General features: G+C 65.4%; 17 protein-coding genes. 9 read left to right on the top strand and 8 right to left on the bottom strand.

Going from position 1 to position 18,383, the window contains the following annotated elements; translation table 11 throughout:
- Nucleotides 1-66 precede the first annotated feature (66 nt).
- From typA to EV665_RS13810, 7 genes are all read right to left on the bottom strand, one after another.
- Nucleotides 67-1,896: a translational GTPase TypA gene (gene typA / locus EV665_RS13840; protein WP_064331769.1), complete on the bottom strand. Its 1,830-nt coding sequence runs from the start codon at nt 1,894-1,896 to the stop codon at nt 67-69.
- Nucleotides 1,897-2,030: 134 nt separating this feature from the next.
- On the bottom strand, nt 2,031-3,593 hold the full coding sequence (locus EV665_RS13835; RefSeq protein WP_133034529.1) for an alkaline phosphatase D family protein: 1,563 nt from the start codon (nt 3,591-3,593) through the stop codon (nt 2,031-2,033).
- A 116-nt stretch (nt 3,594-3,709) separates the two neighbouring features.
- Nucleotides 3,710-4,360: a septation protein A gene (locus tag EV665_RS13830; RefSeq protein ID WP_064331771.1), complete on the bottom strand. Its 651-nt coding sequence runs from the start codon at nt 4,358-4,360 to the stop codon at nt 3,710-3,712.
- Nucleotides 4,357-5,877 (bottom strand): signal recognition particle-docking protein FtsY, encoded by a 1,521-nt coding sequence (gene ftsY, locus EV665_RS13825; RefSeq protein ID WP_133034528.1) that lies wholly within the window; start codon nt 5,875-5,877, stop codon nt 4,357-4,359. The genes EV665_RS13830 and ftsY overlap by 4 nt, the downstream gene beginning before the upstream one ends.
- A gap of 14 nt (nt 5,878-5,891) precedes the next feature.
- Nucleotides 5,892-7,169, bottom strand: a complete 1,278-nt coding sequence (mtaB, locus tag EV665_RS13820) for a tRNA (N(6)-L-threonylcarbamoyladenosine(37)-C(2))-methylthiotransferase MtaB (protein ID WP_133034527.1) — start codon at nt 7,167-7,169, stop codon at nt 5,892-5,894.
- Nucleotides 7,166-8,065 carry a diaminopimelate epimerase gene (gene dapF, locus EV665_RS13815; protein WP_133034526.1) on the bottom strand — a complete coding sequence of 300 codons (900 nt, stop codon included), beginning with the start codon at nt 8,063-8,065 and terminating at the stop codon, nt 7,166-7,168. The genes mtaB and dapF overlap by 4 nt, the downstream gene beginning before the upstream one ends.
- Nucleotides 8,066-8,144: 79 nt before the next feature.
- Nucleotides 8,145-9,227 carry an MBL fold metallo-hydrolase gene (locus EV665_RS13810; RefSeq protein WP_133034525.1) on the bottom strand — a complete coding sequence of 361 codons (1,083 nt, stop codon included), beginning with the start codon at nt 9,225-9,227 and terminating at the stop codon, nt 8,145-8,147.
- A 309-nt stretch (nt 9,228-9,536) separates the two neighbouring features.
- Between EV665_RS13810 and ffh the strand changes: the two genes are divergently transcribed.
- The 5 genes from ffh (at nt 9,537) to trmD (ending at nt 13,286) form a co-directional block, all read left to right on the top strand.
- Nucleotides 9,537-11,096 carry a signal recognition particle protein gene (ffh, locus tag EV665_RS13805; protein WP_133034524.1) on the top strand — a complete coding sequence of 520 codons (1,560 nt, stop codon included), beginning with the start codon at nt 9,537-9,539 and terminating at the stop codon, nt 11,094-11,096.
- 11 nt (nt 11,097-11,107) lie between these two features.
- Nucleotides 11,108-11,431, top strand: coding sequence for a chorismate mutase (locus tag EV665_RS13800; protein ID WP_133034523.1), 324 nt, complete (start codon nt 11,108-11,110; stop codon nt 11,429-11,431).
- A gap of 34 nt (nt 11,432-11,465) precedes the next feature.
- Nucleotides 11,466-11,831, top strand: coding sequence for a 30S ribosomal protein S16 (gene rpsP / locus EV665_RS13795; RefSeq protein ID WP_064331778.1), 366 nt, complete (start codon nt 11,466-11,468; stop codon nt 11,829-11,831).
- 179 nt (nt 11,832-12,010) lie between these two features.
- Nucleotides 12,011-12,589: a ribosome maturation factor RimM gene (rimM, locus tag EV665_RS13790; protein ID WP_064331779.1), complete on the top strand. Its 579-nt coding sequence runs from the start codon at nt 12,011-12,013 to the stop codon at nt 12,587-12,589.
- A 1-nt stretch (nt 12,590) separates the two neighbouring features.
- A complete protein-coding gene (trmD, locus tag EV665_RS13785) occupies nt 12,591-13,286 on the top strand; it encodes a tRNA (guanosine(37)-N1)-methyltransferase TrmD (RefSeq protein WP_133034522.1) in 696 nt (231 codons plus the stop codon).
- Here the strand turns inward: trmD and EV665_RS13780 are convergent.
- Nucleotides 13,268-14,014 (bottom strand): sulfite exporter TauE/SafE family protein, encoded by a 747-nt coding sequence (locus EV665_RS13780; protein ID WP_064331781.1) that lies wholly within the window; start codon nt 14,012-14,014, stop codon nt 13,268-13,270. The two genes, trmD and EV665_RS13780, sit on opposite strands and share 19 nt — an antisense overlap.
- A gap of 407 nt (nt 14,015-14,421) precedes the next feature.
- Here EV665_RS13780 and rplS point away from each other — a divergent pair, with 407 nt between their 5' ends.
- From rplS to leuC, 4 genes are all read left to right on the top strand, one after another.
- Nucleotides 14,422-14,940: a 50S ribosomal protein L19 gene (gene rplS, locus EV665_RS13775; protein ID WP_064331782.1), complete on the top strand. Its 519-nt coding sequence runs from the start codon at nt 14,422-14,424 to the stop codon at nt 14,938-14,940.
- A 150-nt stretch (nt 14,941-15,090) separates the two neighbouring features.
- Entirely contained in the window at nt 15,091-15,888 is a 798-nt protein-coding gene (locus EV665_RS13770) for a transporter substrate-binding domain-containing protein (protein WP_064331783.1), read from the top strand.
- Nucleotides 15,889-15,897: 9 nt separating this feature from the next.
- Entirely contained in the window at nt 15,898-16,704 is an 807-nt protein-coding gene (locus EV665_RS13765) for an amino acid ABC transporter permease (RefSeq protein WP_133034521.1), read from the top strand.
- A 268-nt stretch (nt 16,705-16,972) separates the two neighbouring features.
- Nucleotides 16,973-18,382 (top strand): 3-isopropylmalate dehydratase large subunit, encoded by a 1,410-nt coding sequence (gene leuC, locus EV665_RS13755; protein WP_064331785.1) that lies wholly within the window; start codon nt 16,973-16,975, stop codon nt 18,380-18,382.
- Nucleotide 18,383 lies beyond the last annotated feature (1 nt).

Genomic DNA, 18,383 nt, shown 5'->3' with positions numbered 1-18,383 from the left:
AAAAACCCCGGCGCCCCTCTGTCGTGGGCGCCGGGGTTAAAAATCGTCCCGTTTCGGAAAAACCGCTCAGGCCGCGCCGGCCGAGCGCTGCTTTTCGAATCGCTTGCGGTCGTTCGGATCGAGATAGAGCTTGCGCAGGCGGATGGACTTCGGCGTCACCTCGACGAGTTCGTCGTCCTGGATCCAGGAGAGCGCGCGCTCCAGCGTCATCTTGATCGGCGGCGTCAGGCGGACGGCTTCGTCCTTGCCGGCGGCGCGGATGTTGGTGAGCTTCTTGCCTTTCAGCACGTTGACCTCAAGGTCGTTGTCGCGCGTGTGGATGCCGACGATCATGCCGGCATAGACCTTCTCGCCCGCATCGATGACCATCGGGCCGCGGTCTTCCAGGTTGAAGAGGGCGTAGGCGACGGCCTCGCCCGATTCGTTGGAGAGCAGCACGCCGTTGACGCGGCCGCCGATCTCGCCCTTGTAGGGCTGGTAGTCGTGGAACAGGCGGTTCATGATCGCCGTGCCACGCGTGTCGGTCAGAAGCTCCGACTGGTAGCCGATGAGGCCGCGGGTCGGCGCGAAGAAGACGAGGCGGACGCGGTTGCCGCCGGAGGGACGCAGCTCGACCATCTCGGCCTTGCGCTCCGACATCTTCTGCACGACGACGCCGGAATGTTCCTCATCCACGTCGATGACGACTTCCTCGATCGGCTCCAGCATCTGGCCGGTCGCCTCGTCCTTGTGCATGACGACGCGCGGACGCGACACGGCGAGCTCGAAGCCTTCGCGGCGCATGGTCTCGATGAGGACGGCGAGCTGGAGTTCGCCGCGGCCGGAAACGAAGAACGAATCCTTGTCGCCCGACTCTTCGATCTTCAGCGCCACATTGCCTTCGGCCTCCTTGAAGAGGCGGTCGCGGATGACGCGGCTCGTCACCTTGTCGCCCTCGGTGCCGGCGAGCGGCGAATCGTTGACGATGAAGGACATGGTGACGGTCGGCGGGTCGATCGGCTGCGCCTTCAGTGCTTCCGAGACGGACGGATCGCAGAACGTGTCGGCGACGGTGCCCTTGGTGAGGCCGGCGATGGCGACGATATCGCCGGCATGGGCCTCTTCGATCGCCGTGCGCTCGATGCCGCGGAAGGCGAGGATCTTCGAGATGCGGCCGTTTTCGATGAGCTGGCCGTCCTGGCCGAGAACCTTGACGGTCTGGTTCGGCTTGATCGAGCCGGAATGGATGCGGCCGGTGATGATGCGGCCGAGGAAGGGGTTGGCTTCGAGGATCGTGCCGATCATGCGGAACGGGCCTTCGGCGACCTTCGGCTCGGGAACGTGCTTGAGCACGAGATCGAGCAGCGGGGCCATGCCTTCATCGGTCGGGCCTTCCGGGTTGACGTTCATCCAGCCGTTGCGGCCCGAACCGTAGAGGATCGGGAAGTCGAGCTGTTCGTCGGTGGCGTCGAGATTGGCGAAGAGGTCGAAGACCTCGTTCAGCACTTCCTCGTGACGACCGTCCGGACGGTCGATCTTGTTGATCGCGACGATCGGCTTCAGGCCGACCTTCAGCGCCTTGCCGACGACGAACTTCGTCTGCGGCATCGGGCCTTCCGAACTATCGACGAGAACGATCGCGCCGTCCACCATCGAGAGGATGCGCTCCACCTCGCCGCCGAAGTCGGCGTGGCCGGGCGTGTCGACGATGTTGATGCGGTGACCCTTCCACTCGACCGAGGTGGCCTTGGCGAGGATGGTGATGCCGCGTTCCTTTTCGAGATCGTTCGAGTCCATCACGCGTTCGGCGACGCGCTGGTTTTCACGGAACGAGCCGGACTGTTTCAGGAGCTCGTCGACAAGCGTGGTCTTGCCATGGTCGACGTGCGCGATGATCGCGATATTGCGGATGGACATGGTTTAATCTCTGAGGTTCGGGGCGCGCGGTATAGGGGGGCGCCGTCTTCAATGGCCGGGCTCTTACATGTTTTTCCGCAAATGCGAAAGAGGCGGGGCGCAACTCTGTTGCCCGCGCCGCGCAGGGCCCGGCCTCAAGAGGCGCGCACCGGCGGCAGCGTGATGTTCCAGAGTTCCCGGTCTTCCCGGTCCATCAGGCGCACCGTCATCTCCTCGCTCGTCCCGTTGATGTCGACGAGGCCGAAGAATTGCAGGCCGGCCGAGGGCGGCAGGTTGCTGTCGATGCCGCCCTTGGACGACTTGATGAACCGCACCTCCGGCCCGAAGGTCATGTCGAGCGGCTTCGGCCCGTAGGTGCCGGAATGCAACGGCCCGGAGACGAACTCCCAGAACGGATGGAACTCCTGGAATTTCGCCCGCGACGGATCGTAGTGGTGCGCGGCCGTGTAGTGCACGTCCGCCGTCAGCCAGACGACGTTGTGGACCGCGTTGTCGCGCAGGAAGGAGAGAAGGTCGGCGATCTCCCGCTCGCGCGCCGCCGGCGGACCGTTGAGGCCGTCGGCGACACCCTCGTAGCCGAGGCTGTTGGCATAGTCGTCCCAGATGACGAGGCCGAGCGGCATGTCGCAGGCGATGACCTTCCACACGGCGCGCGAGGCCGCCAGCTCCCGCCGCAGCCAATCCGCCTGCCGCCAGCCGAACAGGCCGTTTTCCGTGCCGCCCCGGTTGGGGCTGCGATAGGAGCGCAGGTCGACGAAGAAGACGTCGAGCAGCGGCCCGTAGGCGATCTTGCGGAAGATGCGGCCGGGCTCGGTGGGAAAATAGCGGATCGGCGTCATCTCGTGGAAGGCGCGCCGGGCGCGGGCCTCGTAGACGCCGATCTCCTTTTCCGGATAGCGCCGGTCGCCGGTAAGGTCACTCGATTCCGACCAGTTGTTGAGCACCTCGTGGTCATCCCACTGGAAGAAGGTCGGGCATTGCGTGTTGAAGGACAGGAGGTGCTCGTCGAACAGATTGTATTTCCACTGGCCGCGAAACTCATGCAGCGTGCGCGCCACGTTGCGCTTCTCGTCGGTGACGATGCGGTTCTTCCAGATCCCGCCATCCCGCAGCCGGATCTCATCGGGGATCGGACCATCGGCATAGACGGTATCGCCGGAATGGATGAAGAAATCCGGCTCGTGCCGCAGCATGGTCGAATAGGTCTTCATGCCGACATCGTCGATGCCCCAGCCCTGCCCGGCCGTGTCGCCCGACCAGACGAAACGCACGGAGCGCTTGCGCATCGGCGCGGTGCGGAAGCGCCCGACGACCGGCTCGGAGACGAGATGGCTGGAATAGGGATCGCTGGCGGTGAAGCGATAGAAGATGTCCTGGTCCGGCAAGAGGCCCTGCAGCATCGCCTTGACCGTGTTGTCGGACGCGATCGTCGCCTTCTCGACGGGCAGGCGCGACGCGTTCAGGAAGCTCTCGGTCGTCGAATATTCCAGCGTCACCTCTGCCGGCCGGTCCACCCGCGCCCAGACCATGCCGGAGGAGCAATCGACATCGCCCGACTGCACGCCGTGGGAAAAGACCGGGCTGCCATGGCGCCGCGCATAATAGGGAACGGCCAGCGCCGAGGAGGTCGCGAGCGCACCTGCCCCTGCGGTGAGAAGGAACGAGCGCCGCGTCAGCGTCTCGGGAACAATCGCCATGCCACCTCCGGCCAAGCCCGCGAATCGACGGGCAGACCATGAGTCCCGGGCATGTCAGTCCGGTAACGGGACGATGACGGTTCACCCAAGATTCGGTGACAGGACGATGACGCGCCTCAGGGCGCCTTGCCCTCTTCCGGCTGCTCGACGGAGTGGCGCATGATCAGCGGCATCTGCGACAGCGTGAAGAGAATGGTGATGGGCATGGTGCCCCAGACCTTGAAGGCCACCCAGAAATCCGTCGAGAAGGAGCGCCACACAACCTCGTTCAGCACCGCGAGGAAGACGAAGAACAGGCCCCAGCGCAGCGTCAGCTTGCGCCAGCCCTCGTCGGTGAGCCTGAAGGCGGCGTGGAAGACGTAGCCGAGCAGCGATTTACCGAAGAGAAGGCCGCCGAGCAGGATGGCGCCGAACAGCGAATTGACGATGGTCGGCTTCATCTTGATGAAGGTGTCGTTCTGCAGCCAGAGCGTCAGCGCGCCGAAGACGAAGACGACGATGCCTGATATCAGCGGCATCATCGGCAGGGTGCGCGTCAGGACCCAGGAGACGACGAGGGCGATCGCCGTCGCCGCCATGAAGAGGCCCGTGGCGATGAAGATCGGCCCGCCCATCTCGGCCAGAACCGGAAACTGCGCGGCCAGCCACTCACCGCGGGAATTGGCGAAGAAGAACACGACGAGGGGGCCGAGTTCCAGCACCATCTTGAGGAGCGGGCTGATCTTCTCCTCCGCCTTGGCCGGGGCGTCCAGCGTTGCCTTGCTCATGCCTCAACTCCTGCGATCGCTTCCGCGAAATCCTTGGCCTCGAAGGGTTCGAGATCGTCGATCCCCTCCCCGACACCGATGAAATAGACCGGCAGCTTGTGCTTGGCGGCAATCGCCACAAGGATGCCGCCGCGGGCCGTACCGTCCAATTTTGTCATGATCAGGCCCGAGACGCCCGCGACATTGCGGAAAATCTCCACCTGGTTCAGGGCGTTCTGCCCGGTCGTCGCATCGAGCGTCTGGAGAACGGTGTGCGGGGCGTCGGGATCGAGCTTGCCGAGCACGCGCACGATCTTCTCCAGCTCCGCCATCAGCTCCGTCTTGTTCTGCAGGCGGCCGGCCGTGTCGATGATCAGGACGTCGCTCTTCTTCAGCTTCGCCTGCTCATAGGCTTCATAGGCGAGCCCCGCCGCATCCGCGCCGAGCTTCGAGGAGACGATGTCGGAGCCCGTGCGCTCCGCCCAGATCTTCAGCTGCTCGATGGCCGCCGCACGGAACGTATCGCCCGCCGCCATCATCACCTTCAGGCCCGCGCCCGAGAGCTTGGCCGCGAGCTTGCCGATCGTCGTCGTCTTGCCGGTGCCGTTGACGCCGACGACGAGGATGACATGCGGCTTGTGGTTGAGGTCGAGCGCCAGCGGCTTGGCGACGGGATCGAGGACCTTGGTGATCTCGCTCGCCATGATGCGCGACACATCCGCGCCCGTGACGTCCTTGCCGTAGCGCTCGGAGGCGAGCGTATCGGTGATGCGCAGCGCCGTCTCCACGCCAAGATCGGCCTGGATCAGCAGGTCTTCGAGGTCCTGCAGCGTATCGTCGTCGAGCTTGCGCTTGGTGAAGAGGCTGCTGATCTGGCCGGTGAGCTGCGAGGAGGTGCGGGCAAGCCCCTCGCGCAGGCGCTGGAACCAGGTGCGCTTCACCTGCGGCGCCGGGACGTCCACGACCGGTTCGCGCGCGGCCGTCGCAAAACCCTTCGGCAAGGCGGGCGCCTCGGCCTTCGGCTCGCTGCGGATCGCCTCTTCGAGGACCGGGTCTTCCGTCTCCGCAGGCGCCGTTTCTTCGGCCGGGACGATCTCATCCTGCGGCTCGATGATCTCTTCCGCCGCTACGGGCTCCGCATCGACGATCTCCTCGACGGGAGCGACTGGCTCTTCCTCGGTAGAATCCTCCACCGTATCGGGCGCCGGCGCGTCATCCGCCGGGCCACCGGCGGTCTCCATCTCGGCGGGCGCGACCGGGTCTTCCGCAACGGGCAGATCCGGGGCGTGCGGCAGCGGATAGATGTCCGGCTCGGCTTCGTCGGGCACATGCTGCGCGGCTTCGGGATTGGCGGCCTCCGCCTCGTCGAGCAGCGCGTCCCGCTCCTCGACGACGGCAGGCTCTAGGCTTTCCGCGGCCGGTTCAGGCGCGACCTCGGCGACCTTCGGCTCGACGACCGGCGCTTCCGCCTCCGGCTTCTGCTCGGGGGCGGTGTCTTTTCCGAAGGTGAAGATCTTCTTGATGAAGCCGAGGGCCATGAAGGATGTGTCCGCTAGTTATGCGAGAGGGCGGTTTCGGGCCGCATCGTCAGGTGTCTGCCATTGTGGCCGGTGATCGTGACCGGCACAAGGTCGCGGGGCTTGAGGCCCGCGGCATCGACGAGCGTGAAATTTTCCGTGTGGGCGAGGCCGTTGTTCTCGACGAGGATGATCTCCCGCTTCCCGATCATGGAAGCAAGATGGGCCTCGGCGAGCCGTTTTCCAGTCTCGCGCAGGCGGCCTGCGCGCTCCTTGACGAGCGCCCGGTCGAGCTGCGGCATGCGCGCGGCCGGCGTGCCCGGGCGCGGGCTGTAGGGAAAGACGTGCAGATGGGCGATGCCGCAGTCTTCCGCAAGCCGCGCCGCATTGGCGAACATGTCTTCCGTTTCGGTCGGGAAGCCGGCGATCATGTCCGCGCCGAAACTGATATCGGGGCGAAGCGCGCGTACGCGCCCGCAGAAGGCGCGCGCATCGGCGCTGGAATGGCGGCGCTTCATGCGCTTGAGGATCAGGTCGTCGCCATGCTGGAGCGACAGATGCAGATGCGGCATGAAGCGCGGTTCGTCCGCGATGAGGTCCCAGAGGTGATCGTCCGCCTCGATGCTGTCGATCGAGGAGAGGCGAAGACGCCGGATGTCCGGCACCTGCTTCAACAGCGTCTTGGCGAGGTATCCGAGGCTCGGCCGGCCCGGCAGGTCCGCGCCGTAGCTGGTGGCGTCGACGCCGGTCAGCACGATCTCACAGTAGCCGCTCTCGGTGAGCTTTCGCGCCTGGTCGACGACGGCGCCCATCGGCACCGAGCGGGAATTGCCCCGGCCATAGGGAATGATGCAGAAGGTGCAGCGATGGTCGCAGCCGTTCTGCACCTGCACGAAGGCGCGCACATGGCCGTCGATCAGCTTCACCATCTGCGGCGCGGTCTCGCGCACGCTCATGATGTCGTTGACGCGCAGCTTCTCTTCCGCCGAAACGCCGAAATCCGGCAGCGCGCGGTAGGAGGCGCTTTTCAGCTTCTCCTCGTTGCCGAGCACGGCGTCGACTTCCGGCATGTCGGCAAAGGTGTGCTTCTCCGTCTGCGCCGCGCAGCCGGTGACGATGATGCGGGCATGCGGATTGTCCCGCCGAGCCCGGCGGATCGCCTGGCGCGCCTGGCGCACGGCCTCGCCCGTCACGGCGCAGGTGTTGACAAGCACGGCATTGTTCAGCCCCGCCTTCTCGGCCTCGGCGCGCATCACTTCCGATTCGTAGGTGTTGAGCCGACAGCCGAAGGTTATGACCTCTACGCCGCTCAAAGGGCGGCCGCCTCGGCGTCATCCCGGCGGAAGGCGCCGGTCGAAGGATCGAGCATGCCCGACCACTCCCATTCGGCCGGCCCGGTCATGACGACGTGATCGTCCCCGCGCCATTCGATGGTCAGCACGCCGCGGTTCGGGCTGCTGGCGACGGTTATCGCGACCTTGCGGCCCGTGCGGCCCGTGCGCGCGCCGGAAACGCCGGCAGCGCAGGCGGCCGAGCCGCAGGCGAGCGTCAGGCCGGCGCCGCGCTCCCAGGTGCGGGTCGTCATCGAGGCATTCGAGGTCACCTGCGCCAGCGTGATGTTCGCCTTTTCGGGGAACATCGGATGGTTTTCCAGCAGGGGGCCGAAGCGTTCGAGATCGAAGCTCATCGGATCGCGGTCGACCCAGAAGACGGCATGCGGATTGCCCATCGACATGGCGGCCGGCGAATGCAGCACCGGCGCGTCGATCGGACCGATCTGCAGTTCGATGCGGCTCGTGTCGAAGAACTCTTCGGCGAGCGGGATGCGGTTCCAGTCGAAGACCGGCCTGCCCATGTCGACGGAAATCGTGCCGTCCTCATGCTCTACGGCATTCAGGATGCCGGCGACGGTCTGGAAGGTGAAGACCTTCTTGCCCGTCTCGGCGGCCAGCGCCTGCACGACGCAGCGCGTGCCGTTGCCGCAGGCCTGCGCCTTGGAGCCATCGCAGTTGAGGATGTCGATGAAGGCATCCGTTCCGTCGACCCGCGGGTCGTGGATCGCCATGATCTGGTCGAAGCGGGTGGCGGGATCGGCGTTGAGCGCGATCGCCGCCTCCGGCGTCACGACATCGCTGCGGCCGCGCATGTCCACGACCAGGATCATGTTTCCCAGCCCGTTCATCTTCGCGAAATCGACCGTCTTTGTCATTACACTCTGCCCATCCGGGCCGAACGCGCCCTTTGCGGCCGTATATGGCGGAAAATCCCGCGGATTTCCAGTGCCTTGCTCAGACCGCGACAGCGGGAACATCGAACACTTCGCCCGGCCGCAGCGCGCGAAACCGTTCGCGGGCGATGCCGGCCGCATCGAGCGCCGCTTCCAGCGCGGCGAGCGGTTCGTCGATCGCCTCGTTCGTCAGCCGGAAGGTGCCCCAATGGTGGCCGGCGACATAGGCCGCACCGGAGGCCACCATGCCCTGAACCGCCTCGTCCGGGTTCTGGTGTTGCGGACGCATGAACCAGCGCGGCTCATAGGCGCCGAACGGCAGGTTGGCCAGGCGGATCGGCCCATGTTTCTCGCGGATCGCCCGGTAGTTGATGCCCTGGTGAAAGCCGGTATCGCCGACATGGTAGATCTTTCCGCCGGGCGTCTCGATGAGAAAGGCGGACCAGAGCGCCATGCGCCGGTCGCCGAGCCCGCGCGCCGACCAGTGGTGGCAGGGCTCGCAATGGAGCGTCACCCCGTCAGCCACCGTCAGCGCGCGACCCCAGTCCATCGTCGTTATGCGCGCCCTGTCGACCGTCGGCACGATGATGCGATCATTGCCGAGCGGCGTGACGATCCGGCAATCGTCCCGCTCGGCGAGCGCTTTCAGCGTCGCAAGGTCGAGATGGTCGTAGTGATTGTGCGTGACGAGCACGAGGTCGATCTTCGGCAGGTCGGCAAGGCGGATGCCCGGCGGGTTGACCCGCTTGGGCCCGGCGAAGGTGAACGGGCTTGCACGGTCGCTCCAGACCGGATCGGTCAGGATATTGAGGCCGGCGGTCTGGATGAGCAGCGCCGCATGGCCCGCCAGCGTGACGACGAGGCGATCGCCGGCGATACGCAGTTCCGGAACGGCTGATGGAAAGGGGCTCGGCCAGTCGAGCGGCCAGGCGGAGCGCCCGCCCCCGAGCTGCCAGCGCATCAGTTCGAAAAAGCTGTTCGGCTCCTCGCCGTTCGGATTGAAGAAATGCGTGCCGTCGAAATGGTCGCTGAGCGGCCCGTCATAATAGCGCTTGGCCGCAAGGCTGCGGCTCGCAAAGCCGCTGCCGGCGAGCGTCGCCAGCGCACCGATGCCCGACCATTTGAGGAACGTCCGACGGTTCATCGGTGAAAGATAGGTTGCGTCCCGCCGCACTGCAATGCGCCCTCGCCACCTCCCGGAAAATTTACGGCGTAGCGGAATTGCCCGCTGTCCTTGACTTTCCGGCCTCTTTGCTGTTTAAGCCGCGCCATCTGCGACAAGCAACAAGACTTGCAGCCACCGACCGGGACCCTATTGGCGGTATAAACAGATCCCGGAGGTCAACACCCGACAGCGCGATGCGCCCTCGGGTGCTTTTCGGCTTTGCGTCTTGTTTTTGGCGCGGATGGCACCGATGTTTCCGCCTGACGTGGAAACAAGAAGGAAGACGTGATGTTTGAAACACTCCAGGACCGCCTTGGCTCCATTCTCAATGGACTGACAGGCCGTGGCGCGCTTTCCGAGGCCGATGTCTCGGCGGCGCTGCGCGAGGTCCGCCGTGCGCTTCTCGAAGCGGACGTGGCGCTGGAAGTGGTGCGCTCCTTCACCGATGCCGTGCGCGAAAAGGCCGTCGGGGCGGAAATCCTGAAGTCGATCAAGCCCGGCCAGATGGTCGTCAAGCTCGTGCATGACGAGCTGGTCTCGATGCTCGGCTCCGAAGGCGTTTCGATCGACCTCAACGCCGCCGCCCCCGTGGTCATCATGATGGTGGGTCTGCAGGGCTCCGGCAAGACGACGACGTCCGGCAAGATCGCCAACCGGTTGAAGACGCGCGACAAGAAGAAGGTCCTGATGGCCTCGCTCGACACGCGCCGCCCGGCCGCGCAGGAGCAGCTTCGCCAGCTCGGCGTGCAGACTGGCATCGATACCCTTCCGATCATCGCGGGCCAGTCGCCGACCGATATCGCCGCGCGCGCCGTGCAGGCTGCAAAGCTCGGCGGCCATGACGTCGTCATCCTCGACACCGCCGGCCGAACCCATATCGACGAGCCGCTGATGATCGAGATGGCGGAGATCAAGCGGAAGTCCAATCCGCACGAGATCCTGCTCGTCGCCGATGCGCTGACCGGTCAGGACGCCGTCAACCTCGCCCGCAACTTCGACGACCGCGTCGGCATCACCGGCCTCGTCCTGACCCGCATGGACGGCGACGGCCGCGGCGGCGCGGCCCTTTCCATGCGCGCCGTCACCGGCAAGCCGATCAAGCTGATCGGCGTCGGCGAGAAGATGGGCGAGCTGGAGGAATTCCACCCCCGGCGCGTCGCCGACCGCATCCTCGGCATGGGCGACATCGTCTCGCTCGTCGAGAAGGCGGCGGAGAATATCGACGCCGAGAAGGCGGCCGCCATGGCCGCCAAGATGGCCAAGGGCAAGTTCGACCTCAACGACCTCGCCGACCAGCTCGGACAGATGCAGAAGATGGGCGGCATGGGCGGCATCATGGGGCTTATGCCCGGCATGGCCGGCATGAAGGACAAGATGTCCGCCGCCGGCCTCGACGACAAGCTGTTCGCCCGCCAGATCGCCATCATCAATTCGATGACCAGGGCCGAGCGCGCCAATCCCGACCTGCTCAAGCATTCCCGCAAGAAGCGCATCGCCGCCGGCTCCGGCACCGATGCTAGCGACATCAACAAGCTTCTGAAGATGCACCGCCAGATGGCGGACATGATGAAGATGATGGGCGGCAAGAAGGGCGGCATGATGAAGCAGATGATGGGCGGTCTTGCCAGCAAGATGGGCCTTGGCGGCGGCATGGGCGGCATGCCCGACCTGTCCAAGATGGACCCGAAGCAGCTCGAGGCGCTCGCCAAGCAGGCGGAAGCCGCCGGCATCAAGCCGGGCAGCCTGCCGGGCCTTGGCGGTGGCGGTGGCCTTCCGGGCCTCGGGGGTGGACGCCTGCCCGGTCTCGGCGGCCTTCCGGGCCTTCCCGGCCTGCCGAAGAAGAAGTGAGGGGACGCGGCATGACGATCGATCCGAAGGTCAAGCAGCAATTGGGGGAATACCGGCAGTCGATCGACAATATCGACGCTGCCCTTGTGCATATGCTCGCCGAACGCTTCCGCTGTACCCAGGCGGTGGGCGTGCTCAAGGCGACGCATGAACTGCCGCCGGCCGATCCGGCGCGCGAGGAATACCAGATCGAACGCCTTCGCCGCCTGGCGAAGGATGCCAATCTGGATCCGGATTTCGCGGAGAAGTTCCTGAACTTCATCATCCACGAGGTGATCCGGCACCATGAAGCCATTGCCGCTGAACACAGCGGCGCAAACCAGAACACCGCTTGAAAAGCGGCTCACGTCACATCCAAGGAGTAATGACATGTCCCTGAAAATCCGTCTCGCCCGCGGTGGCTCCAAGAAGCGCCCGTACTACCAGATCGTCGTTGCCGACGCCCGTTCGCCGCGCGACGGCCGCTTCCTGGAAAAGCTCGGTTCCTGGAACCCGATGCTCGGCAAGGACGACGCAAACCGCGTCCAGATCGACGCCGACCGCGCCAAGGAATGGCTCGCCAAGGGCGCCCAGCCGACCGACCGCGTTGCCCGCTTCCTCGATGAGGCCGGTGTCGTGAAGCGCGACGCCCGCAACAACCCGGAAAAGGCAAAGCCGGGCAAGAAGGCCCTCGAGCGCGCTGCCGAGAAGAAGCAGAAGGAAGAAGACGCCGCTGCTGCCGCCGCTGGCGAATAATCCTTCGCGACCAACCCCTCCTCCGTCGTGCTCGGGTCAGGCCCGAGCATGACGTCAGTGGGTGGGGCGAGGTTTGTCATCAAGCTGGCGGGCGGCGTGTTTCATGCCGCCCGTTTTCATTTGGAGCCGTGGCGCGAACGTAATAAAGCCTAGGCGTCCCATACACACGGAACCGAACCATGGCGAAACTGGAAAATCCCGTCCTCATGGGCACCGTCGGCGCGGCACAGGGCCTGCGCGGCGAGGTCCGCGTGAAATCCTATACGATCGACCCGACGGCGATCGGCGACTATGGCCATCTCCACACCGAGGACGGCCGGTCCTTCGAGGTGCTCGAAGTGCGCGAGGCGAAGAATGTCGTCGTGGTGCGCTTTCGCGGCGTCAACGACCGCAATGCCGCCGAGGCGCTCACCGGCACCGATCTCTATATCGAGCGCGACAACCTCCCGGACGAGGAACTGGACGAGGACGAGTTCTTCTATGCCGACCTCGAAGGGCTGGAAGCCGTCGATACCGACGGCCGCAGCCACGGCAAGGTGACGGGCATCTTCGATTTCGGCGCCGGCGACCTTCTCGAACTCAAGGGGCCCGGCAAGCGGCCCGTGCTCATTCCCTTCTCCGAAGCGGCCGTGCTGGAGATCGACCTCGAAGGCGGGCGCCTTCTGATCGACGCCGTCGCCGCCGGCCTGGAGGATGACGGGAACGACGGCCCGGGCAGCCGGCGCCGCCGTCCGCCGCAAGAAGACGGCGGAGAGTGACGTGGCTTTCCGCGCCACCATCCTGACGCTCTATCCGGAGATGTTCCCGGGATTTCTCGGGCAATCGCTCTCCGGCAAGGCGCTCGCGCGCGGCGACTGGGCGCTCGACTGCGTGCAGATCCGCGATTTTACCACCGATCGCCACCGCACCGTCGACGACACGCCGGCCGGCGGTGGCGCCGGCATGGTGCTGAAGCCGGATGTGCTTGCCCGCGCCATCGACCATGCCTCTGAAGGCGACAACCGCCCGCGCCTCCTGATGAGCCCGCGCGGCCGCCCGTTGACGCAGGCCCGTGTCCGGGAACTGGCGGCAGGCGACGGCGCCATCATCGTCTGCGGCCGCTTCGAGGGCGTCGACCAGCGCGTCATCTATGGGCGGCAGCTCGAAGAGGTCTCGATCGGCGATTACATCCTCTCCGGCGGCGAGCCGGCGGCGATGATCCTGCTCGACGCCGTGGTGCGCATCCTGCCGGGCGTCATGGGCAATGCGCTTTCGGGCGAGCATGAGAGCTTCGAGGGCGGACTGCTGGAACACCCGCACTATACCCGCCCGCAGGTCTGGGAAGGCATGGAGATCCCGGGCGTGCTCACCTCCGGCCACCACGCGGCGATCGAGAAATGGCGGCGCGAGGAGGCGGAACAGTTGACGCGCGCGCGTCGGCCCGATCTTCTCTCCGCTCAGCCCGTCACGAAATAATAGACCGTCAGCGCAAGGCCGACCGCGACCACAAGGCCGCGGATGACCGGCTGCGGCACGCGCCGCGCCGCCCAGACGCCGGCATAGCCGCCGATCGCGCCCGCCGGCACCATGACCGCCGCCTGCGGCCAGCCGACCACGCCGCCGCTGGCGAAGACGACGATCGCCATGGCCGCGATGACGACGGCGACGAAATTCTTCAGCGCGTTCAGCCGGTGATAGTCGCCGCCCTTGGTGAGGCCCAGCACGGCGAGCGTCATGATGCCCATGCCCGCACCGAAAAAGCCGCCATAGATCGAGGTGATGCCCTGGAGGGCGAGGCCGAGCGGCGAGATCGGCTTTTCCGGGCTCAGCGTCCTGGGCTTGAGATAGGGTCCGGCCGCGAAGATCGCGGTCGCCGCCAGCAGGAGCCACGGCACCAGCGCGCGAAACGAGGGATTGGAGAGCGAGAGCAGCAGCATGGCCCCGGCAAGGCCGCCGACAAGCGACAGCGCGCCGAGCAGCAGCGCTTCCTTCCAGTCGGCGCGGATTTCCTTGGCATAGGCGAGCGTCGAGGTGACATAGCCGGGAAACTGGGTGATCGAGGAGGTGGCGTTGGCGACGATCGGCGGCAGGCCGGTCAGCGTCATCGCGCCGAAGGTCAGGAACGTACCCCCGCCGGCGATGGCGTTCACCACGCCCGACAGGAAGCCCGCGATGAACAGAAAGATGGCGTCGAAAACGGTCATGATGCTCCCCCGGGCACGGCGGCTGTGGCCGCGCCCTCCTCAAGCGCGTGATAGCGTGGCGCCGGAAGGGCGGCAAGGCCCGAAGAACCGCCCTTCCGGCGCGGGATTCTTTTGCCGTAGCCGCATGTCGCGCAAACGTGCGCAGCGGTCTTGCGACAGCGGCATGCGCAAAACCAAAACCCTGAAGCGCAGGGAGGGCATCGGAAAGGTCGCGATGCGCTTTAGGGGATGACAAGCCGGTTCGTTTGGTGTATTGGCCCGCACGGATTTGGGATTACTCCCGCCGACCTGCAATCAAAGAATGGCGAATCCGCTCCGTCCGGCAACGGACTAACCTTAGAGGCCATGGCCCAGAAGGTGACCGTCGAGCGCTCTGGCTGTTTCAGAAGAACCAGAAGGTTAGACCGATGAACATCATCCAGCAGCTCGAAGCCGAACAGGCCGCGAAGATCGAAGCCAAGCGCACCCTCCCGGAATTCTCCCCGGGCGACACCGTCCGCGTCAACGTGCGCGTCACGGAAGGTTCGCGTACCCGCGTGCAGGCCTATGAAGGCGTCTGCATCGCCCGTTCCGGCGGCGGCCTCAACGAGAGCTTCACCGTTCGCAAGATCTCCTACGGCGAAGGCGTCGAGCGCGTCTTCCCGGTTTACTCGCCGCTCGTCGAAAGCGTCGACGTCGTGCGCCGCGGTAAGGTCCGCCGCGCCAAGCTCTACTACCTGCGTGATCGCCGCGGCAAGTCGGCTCGTATCGTCGAGAACACCGGCACGCGCGCCCGCAAGCTGAACGATGCCGAGCGCCAGGCCATTGCCGAGGAAAAGGCACGTCTCGAGGCCGAGAAGGTGGCAGCCGCCCAGGCGCTCGCCGCTGAAAAGGCCGCAGCAGAAGCTGCCGAAGCCGCAAAGGCCGCGGAAGCTGCCGCCGAATAATCCGGCAGCCGCATCCATTCGAAGAAGCCGTCGGCCTTGCCGACGGCTTTTTTGTTTTACGGAAAAGCCTTTGCACGCAAGCGCCGTGCTTGCCTCCCTGCCTGAACCTGTGAGAGTGTTCCGCCGCCACAATTTCAGGAGCATATTTTGATGTTTTCCCGCCGCGCTGTTCTCGCAGGCCTTGCCGCCGCCGCCCTCATGCCCGCTGTCACCTTCGCCGCGGACCTGCCCGATCTCGGCGGCAAGACCGTCGTCGTCGTCACGGAGAACGCCTATCCGCCGCTGCAGTTCGTCGATCCGAAGTCGGGCGAGCAGATCGGCTGGGAATATGACGCGATGAACGAGATCGCCAAGCGGCTGAACTTCAAGGTCGAATACCAGAACGCCAGTTGGGACACGATGATCCAGGCGGTCTCCGACAACCAGTACAATATCGGCATGACCGGCATCACCATCAAGGACGACCGCAAGGAGAAGGTCGACTTCTCCGACCCCTACATGCGTTCGCAGCAGTTCATGCTGGTGCGCGGGGACGAGGAACGCTTCAACGACGCAAAATCCTTCGCGGCGCTGACCGATGGCCTGATCGCTGCCCAGCCCGGCACCTCGCCCTTCTACACCGCCGTCTATGAAATCCTCGACGGCAACGAGCAGAACCCGCGCATCAAGCTGTTCGAGACCTTCGGTGCGACCGTGCAGGCACTGCAGGCCGGCGACGTCGACCTGGTGCTCACCGACAGCGTCGCGGCCAAGGGCTATGTCGATGCCTCGGGCGGCAAGCTCAAGGTGGTCGGCGGGCCGCTCGGCACCGAGGACTTCGGCTTCATCTTCCCGAAGGGCTCCGATCTCGTCGCCCCGGTCAACGCGGCGATCGCGGCGTTGACGGCGGACGGCACGCTGGAAAGCCTCAACAAGAAGTGGTTCCTCGACTACAAGATGGGTGAGTGACGGGCAGCCATGGCTCCCGCTTCCCCTGATACGGCGAAGGGCGACTATCCCTGGTGGCTGGTCGCCCTCGGCGTCATCGCGCTGGCGCTTGCCGGCATCATCATTGCCAATGACCTCTACAGGCAGGTGTTCAGCGTCGTGCTGAAGGGACTGTGGGTGACGATCTTCGTGACCCTCGTCGCCTTCCTGCTCGCCACCCTGCTCGGCCTCGCCGTCGCCCTGATGGCGCTCTCCGAAAGCAAGGCGCTGCGCCAGATCGCGCGCTTCTACACGGAGGTGATCCGGGGCGTGCCGGTGCTCGTCCTGCTCTTCTACATCGCCTTCGTCGGCGCCCCGGCACTGGTGGCAGTGATCAATTTCGTCATCGGTCCGCTCCTTGCCGCCGGCTACCTGGAGCCTGTGCAGGTGCGCGACCTCTCGCTGATGTGGCGGGCGATCATCGCGCTGATGATCGGCTATTCCGCCTTCATCGCCGAGGTCTTTCGCGCGGGCATCCAGTCCGTCGACAAGGGGCAGATCGAGGCGGCGAAGGCGCTTGGCCTGTCGCGCTTCCAGCGCTTCCGCCTCGTCGTCTTTCCGCAGGCCGTGCGCGTCATCCTGCCGCCGCTCGGCAATGACTTCGTGGCGATGGTGAAGGATTCCTCGCTCGTCTCCGTGCTCGGCGTCGCCGACATCACCCAGATGGGCAAGGTCTACGCGTCGGGCTCGTTCCGCTTTTTCGAGACCTATTCCATCGTCGCCTATGTCTACCTCATCCTGACCATCGGCCTTTCCCTGGCCCTGCGGGCGCTGGAAAGACGTCTCCGACGGACATGATCCCTGCGCGCACGCGGGTGATCAGACGGTCGCCGCGCACCAACTTGCCGTGCCGTCAAAAAATCGTTATATGCGGGGCATGGAATCCAAGTTCGGATGCACGGAAAGGCATGTCGTCGTGCTGCAGGATCACAAGCGCCTGCCGGCACGCTTCTTTGCGCGTGTCTTCGGGGCGCTTATCAGCCGCCTATCCTGATCGCTCTCGATCCTGCGAGCCACGGGCTCGCCAAATTCCTGTACCCTAAACATGCCAAGCGGATGAAGAGCCATGAGCGCACCCCGTACCCTCTATGACAAGATTTTCGACGATCACATCGTCAGCCGCCAGGAAGACGGAACCTGTCTTCTCTACATCGACCGTCACCTCGTTCACGAAGTGACGTCGCCGCAGGCCTTCGAAGGCCTGCGCATGGCCGGCCGCAAGGTGCGCGCGCCGGAAAAGACGCTCGCCGTCGTCGACCACAACGTTCCCACCTCGCCGGACCGCCACCAGGGCATCAAGAACGAGGAAAGCCGGATCCAGGTCGAGGCGCTGGCGAAGAACGCCGCCGATTTCGGCGTGGAATACTATTCCGAAAAGGACGTGCGCCAGGGCATCGTGCACATCGTCGGCCCCGAGCAGGGCTTTACCCTGCCGGGCATGACCATCGTCTGCGGTGACAGCCACACCTCCACGCACGGCGCGTTCGGCGCGCTGGCGCATGGCATCGGCACCTCCGAAGTGGAGCATGTCCTCGCCACCCAGACGCTGATCCAGAAGAAGGCGAAGAACATGCTGGTGCGCGTCGACGGGAAGCTTCCCGAAGGCGTGACGGCCAAGGACATCATCCTTGCCATCATCGGCGAGATCGGCACCGCCGGCGGCACCGGCCACGTCATCGAATTCGCCGGCGAAGCGATCCGCTCGCTCTCGATGGAAGGCCGCATGACGATCTGCAACATGACGATCGAAGGCGGCGCCCGCGCCGGCCTCATCGCGCCGGACGAGACCACCTTCGAATACATCAAGGACAAGCCGCGCGCGCCGAAGGGCAAGGCGCTGGAAATGGCGCTCGACTACTGGAAGACGCTCTACACCGAGGAAGGCGCGCATTTCGACCGCGTCGTCGTGCTCGACGCCGCCAACCTGCCGCCGATTGTCTCCTGGGGCTCCTCGCCGGAAGACGTCGTCTCCGTCGAAGGCGTCGTGCCGAACCCCGACGATATCGAGGACGAGACCAAGCGCTCCTCCAAGTGGCGTGCACTCGACTATATGGGCCTGAAGCCGGGCACGAAGATCACCGACATCGCCATCGACCGCGTCTTCATCGGCTCGTGCACCAACGGCCGCATCGAGGACCTGCGCGCCGTCGCCGCCGTCGTCGAGGGCAGGAAGGTCGCCTCCACCGTCGACGCCATGATCGTCCCGGGCTCCGGCCTCGTGAAGGAGCAGGCGGAAGCCGAAGGCCTCGACAGGATCTTCAAGGACGCCGGCTTCGACTGGCGCGAGCCGGGCTGCTCCATGTGCCTTGCCATGAACGACGACCGCCTGAAGCCGGGCGAGCGCTGCGCCTCCACCTCGAACCGCAACTTCGAGGGCCGCCAGGGCTTCAAGGGCCGCACGCATCTCGTCTCGCCCGCCATGGCCGCGGCCGCCGCAATCGCCGGCCACTTCGTCGATATCCGCGACTGGAAGTGAT

The organism is Shinella granuli (assembly GCF_004341885.1).
In the GTDB taxonomy this organism is placed as follows: Bacteria; Pseudomonadota; Alphaproteobacteria; order Rhizobiales; family Rhizobiaceae; genus Shinella; species Shinella granuli.
The sequence above is the reverse complement of the archived record's forward strand: the minus strand, read 5'-3'. Positions and strand labels throughout refer to the sequence as shown.

Coding starts and splice junctions, on each gene's coding strand:
- typA (WP_064331769.1), bottom strand. CDS start 1,896: ATGTCCATCCGCAATATCGCGATCATCGCGCACGTCGACCATGGCAAG.
- EV665_RS13835 (WP_133034529.1), bottom strand. CDS start 3,593: ATGGCGATTGTTCCCGAGACGCTGACGCGGCGCTCGTTCCTTCTCACC.
- EV665_RS13830 (WP_064331771.1), bottom strand. CDS start 4,360: ATGAGCAAGGCAACGCTGGACGCCCCGGCCAAGGCGGAGGAGAAGATC.
- ftsY (WP_133034528.1), bottom strand. CDS start 5,877: ATGGCCCTCGGCTTCATCAAGAAGATCTTCACCTTCGGAAAAGACACC.
- dapF (WP_133034526.1), bottom strand. CDS start 8,065: ATGACAAAGACGGTCGATTTCGCGAAGATGAACGGGCTGGGAAACATG.
- EV665_RS13810 (WP_133034525.1), bottom strand. CDS start 9,227: ATGAACCGTCGGACGTTCCTCAAATGGTCGGGCATCGGTGCGCTGGCG.
- ffh (WP_133034524.1), top strand. CDS start 9,537: ATGTTTGAAACACTCCAGGACCGCCTTGGCTCCATTCTCAATGGACTG.
- EV665_RS13800 (WP_133034523.1), top strand. CDS start 11,108: ATGACGATCGATCCGAAGGTCAAGCAGCAATTGGGGGAATACCGGCAG.
- rpsP (WP_064331778.1), top strand. CDS start 11,466: ATGTCCCTGAAAATCCGTCTCGCCCGCGGTGGCTCCAAGAAGCGCCCG.
- rimM (WP_064331779.1), top strand. CDS start 12,011: ATGGCGAAACTGGAAAATCCCGTCCTCATGGGCACCGTCGGCGCGGCA.
- EV665_RS13780 (WP_064331781.1), bottom strand. CDS start 14,014: ATGACCGTTTTCGACGCCATCTTTCTGTTCATCGCGGGCTTCCTGTCG.
- rplS (WP_064331782.1), top strand. CDS start 14,422: ATGAACATCATCCAGCAGCTCGAAGCCGAACAGGCCGCGAAGATCGAA.
- EV665_RS13770 (WP_064331783.1), top strand. CDS start 15,091: ATGTTTTCCCGCCGCGCTGTTCTCGCAGGCCTTGCCGCCGCCGCCCTC.
- EV665_RS13765 (WP_133034521.1), top strand. CDS start 15,898: ATGGCTCCCGCTTCCCCTGATACGGCGAAGGGCGACTATCCCTGGTGG.
- leuC (WP_064331785.1), top strand. CDS start 16,973: ATGAGCGCACCCCGTACCCTCTATGACAAGATTTTCGACGATCACATC.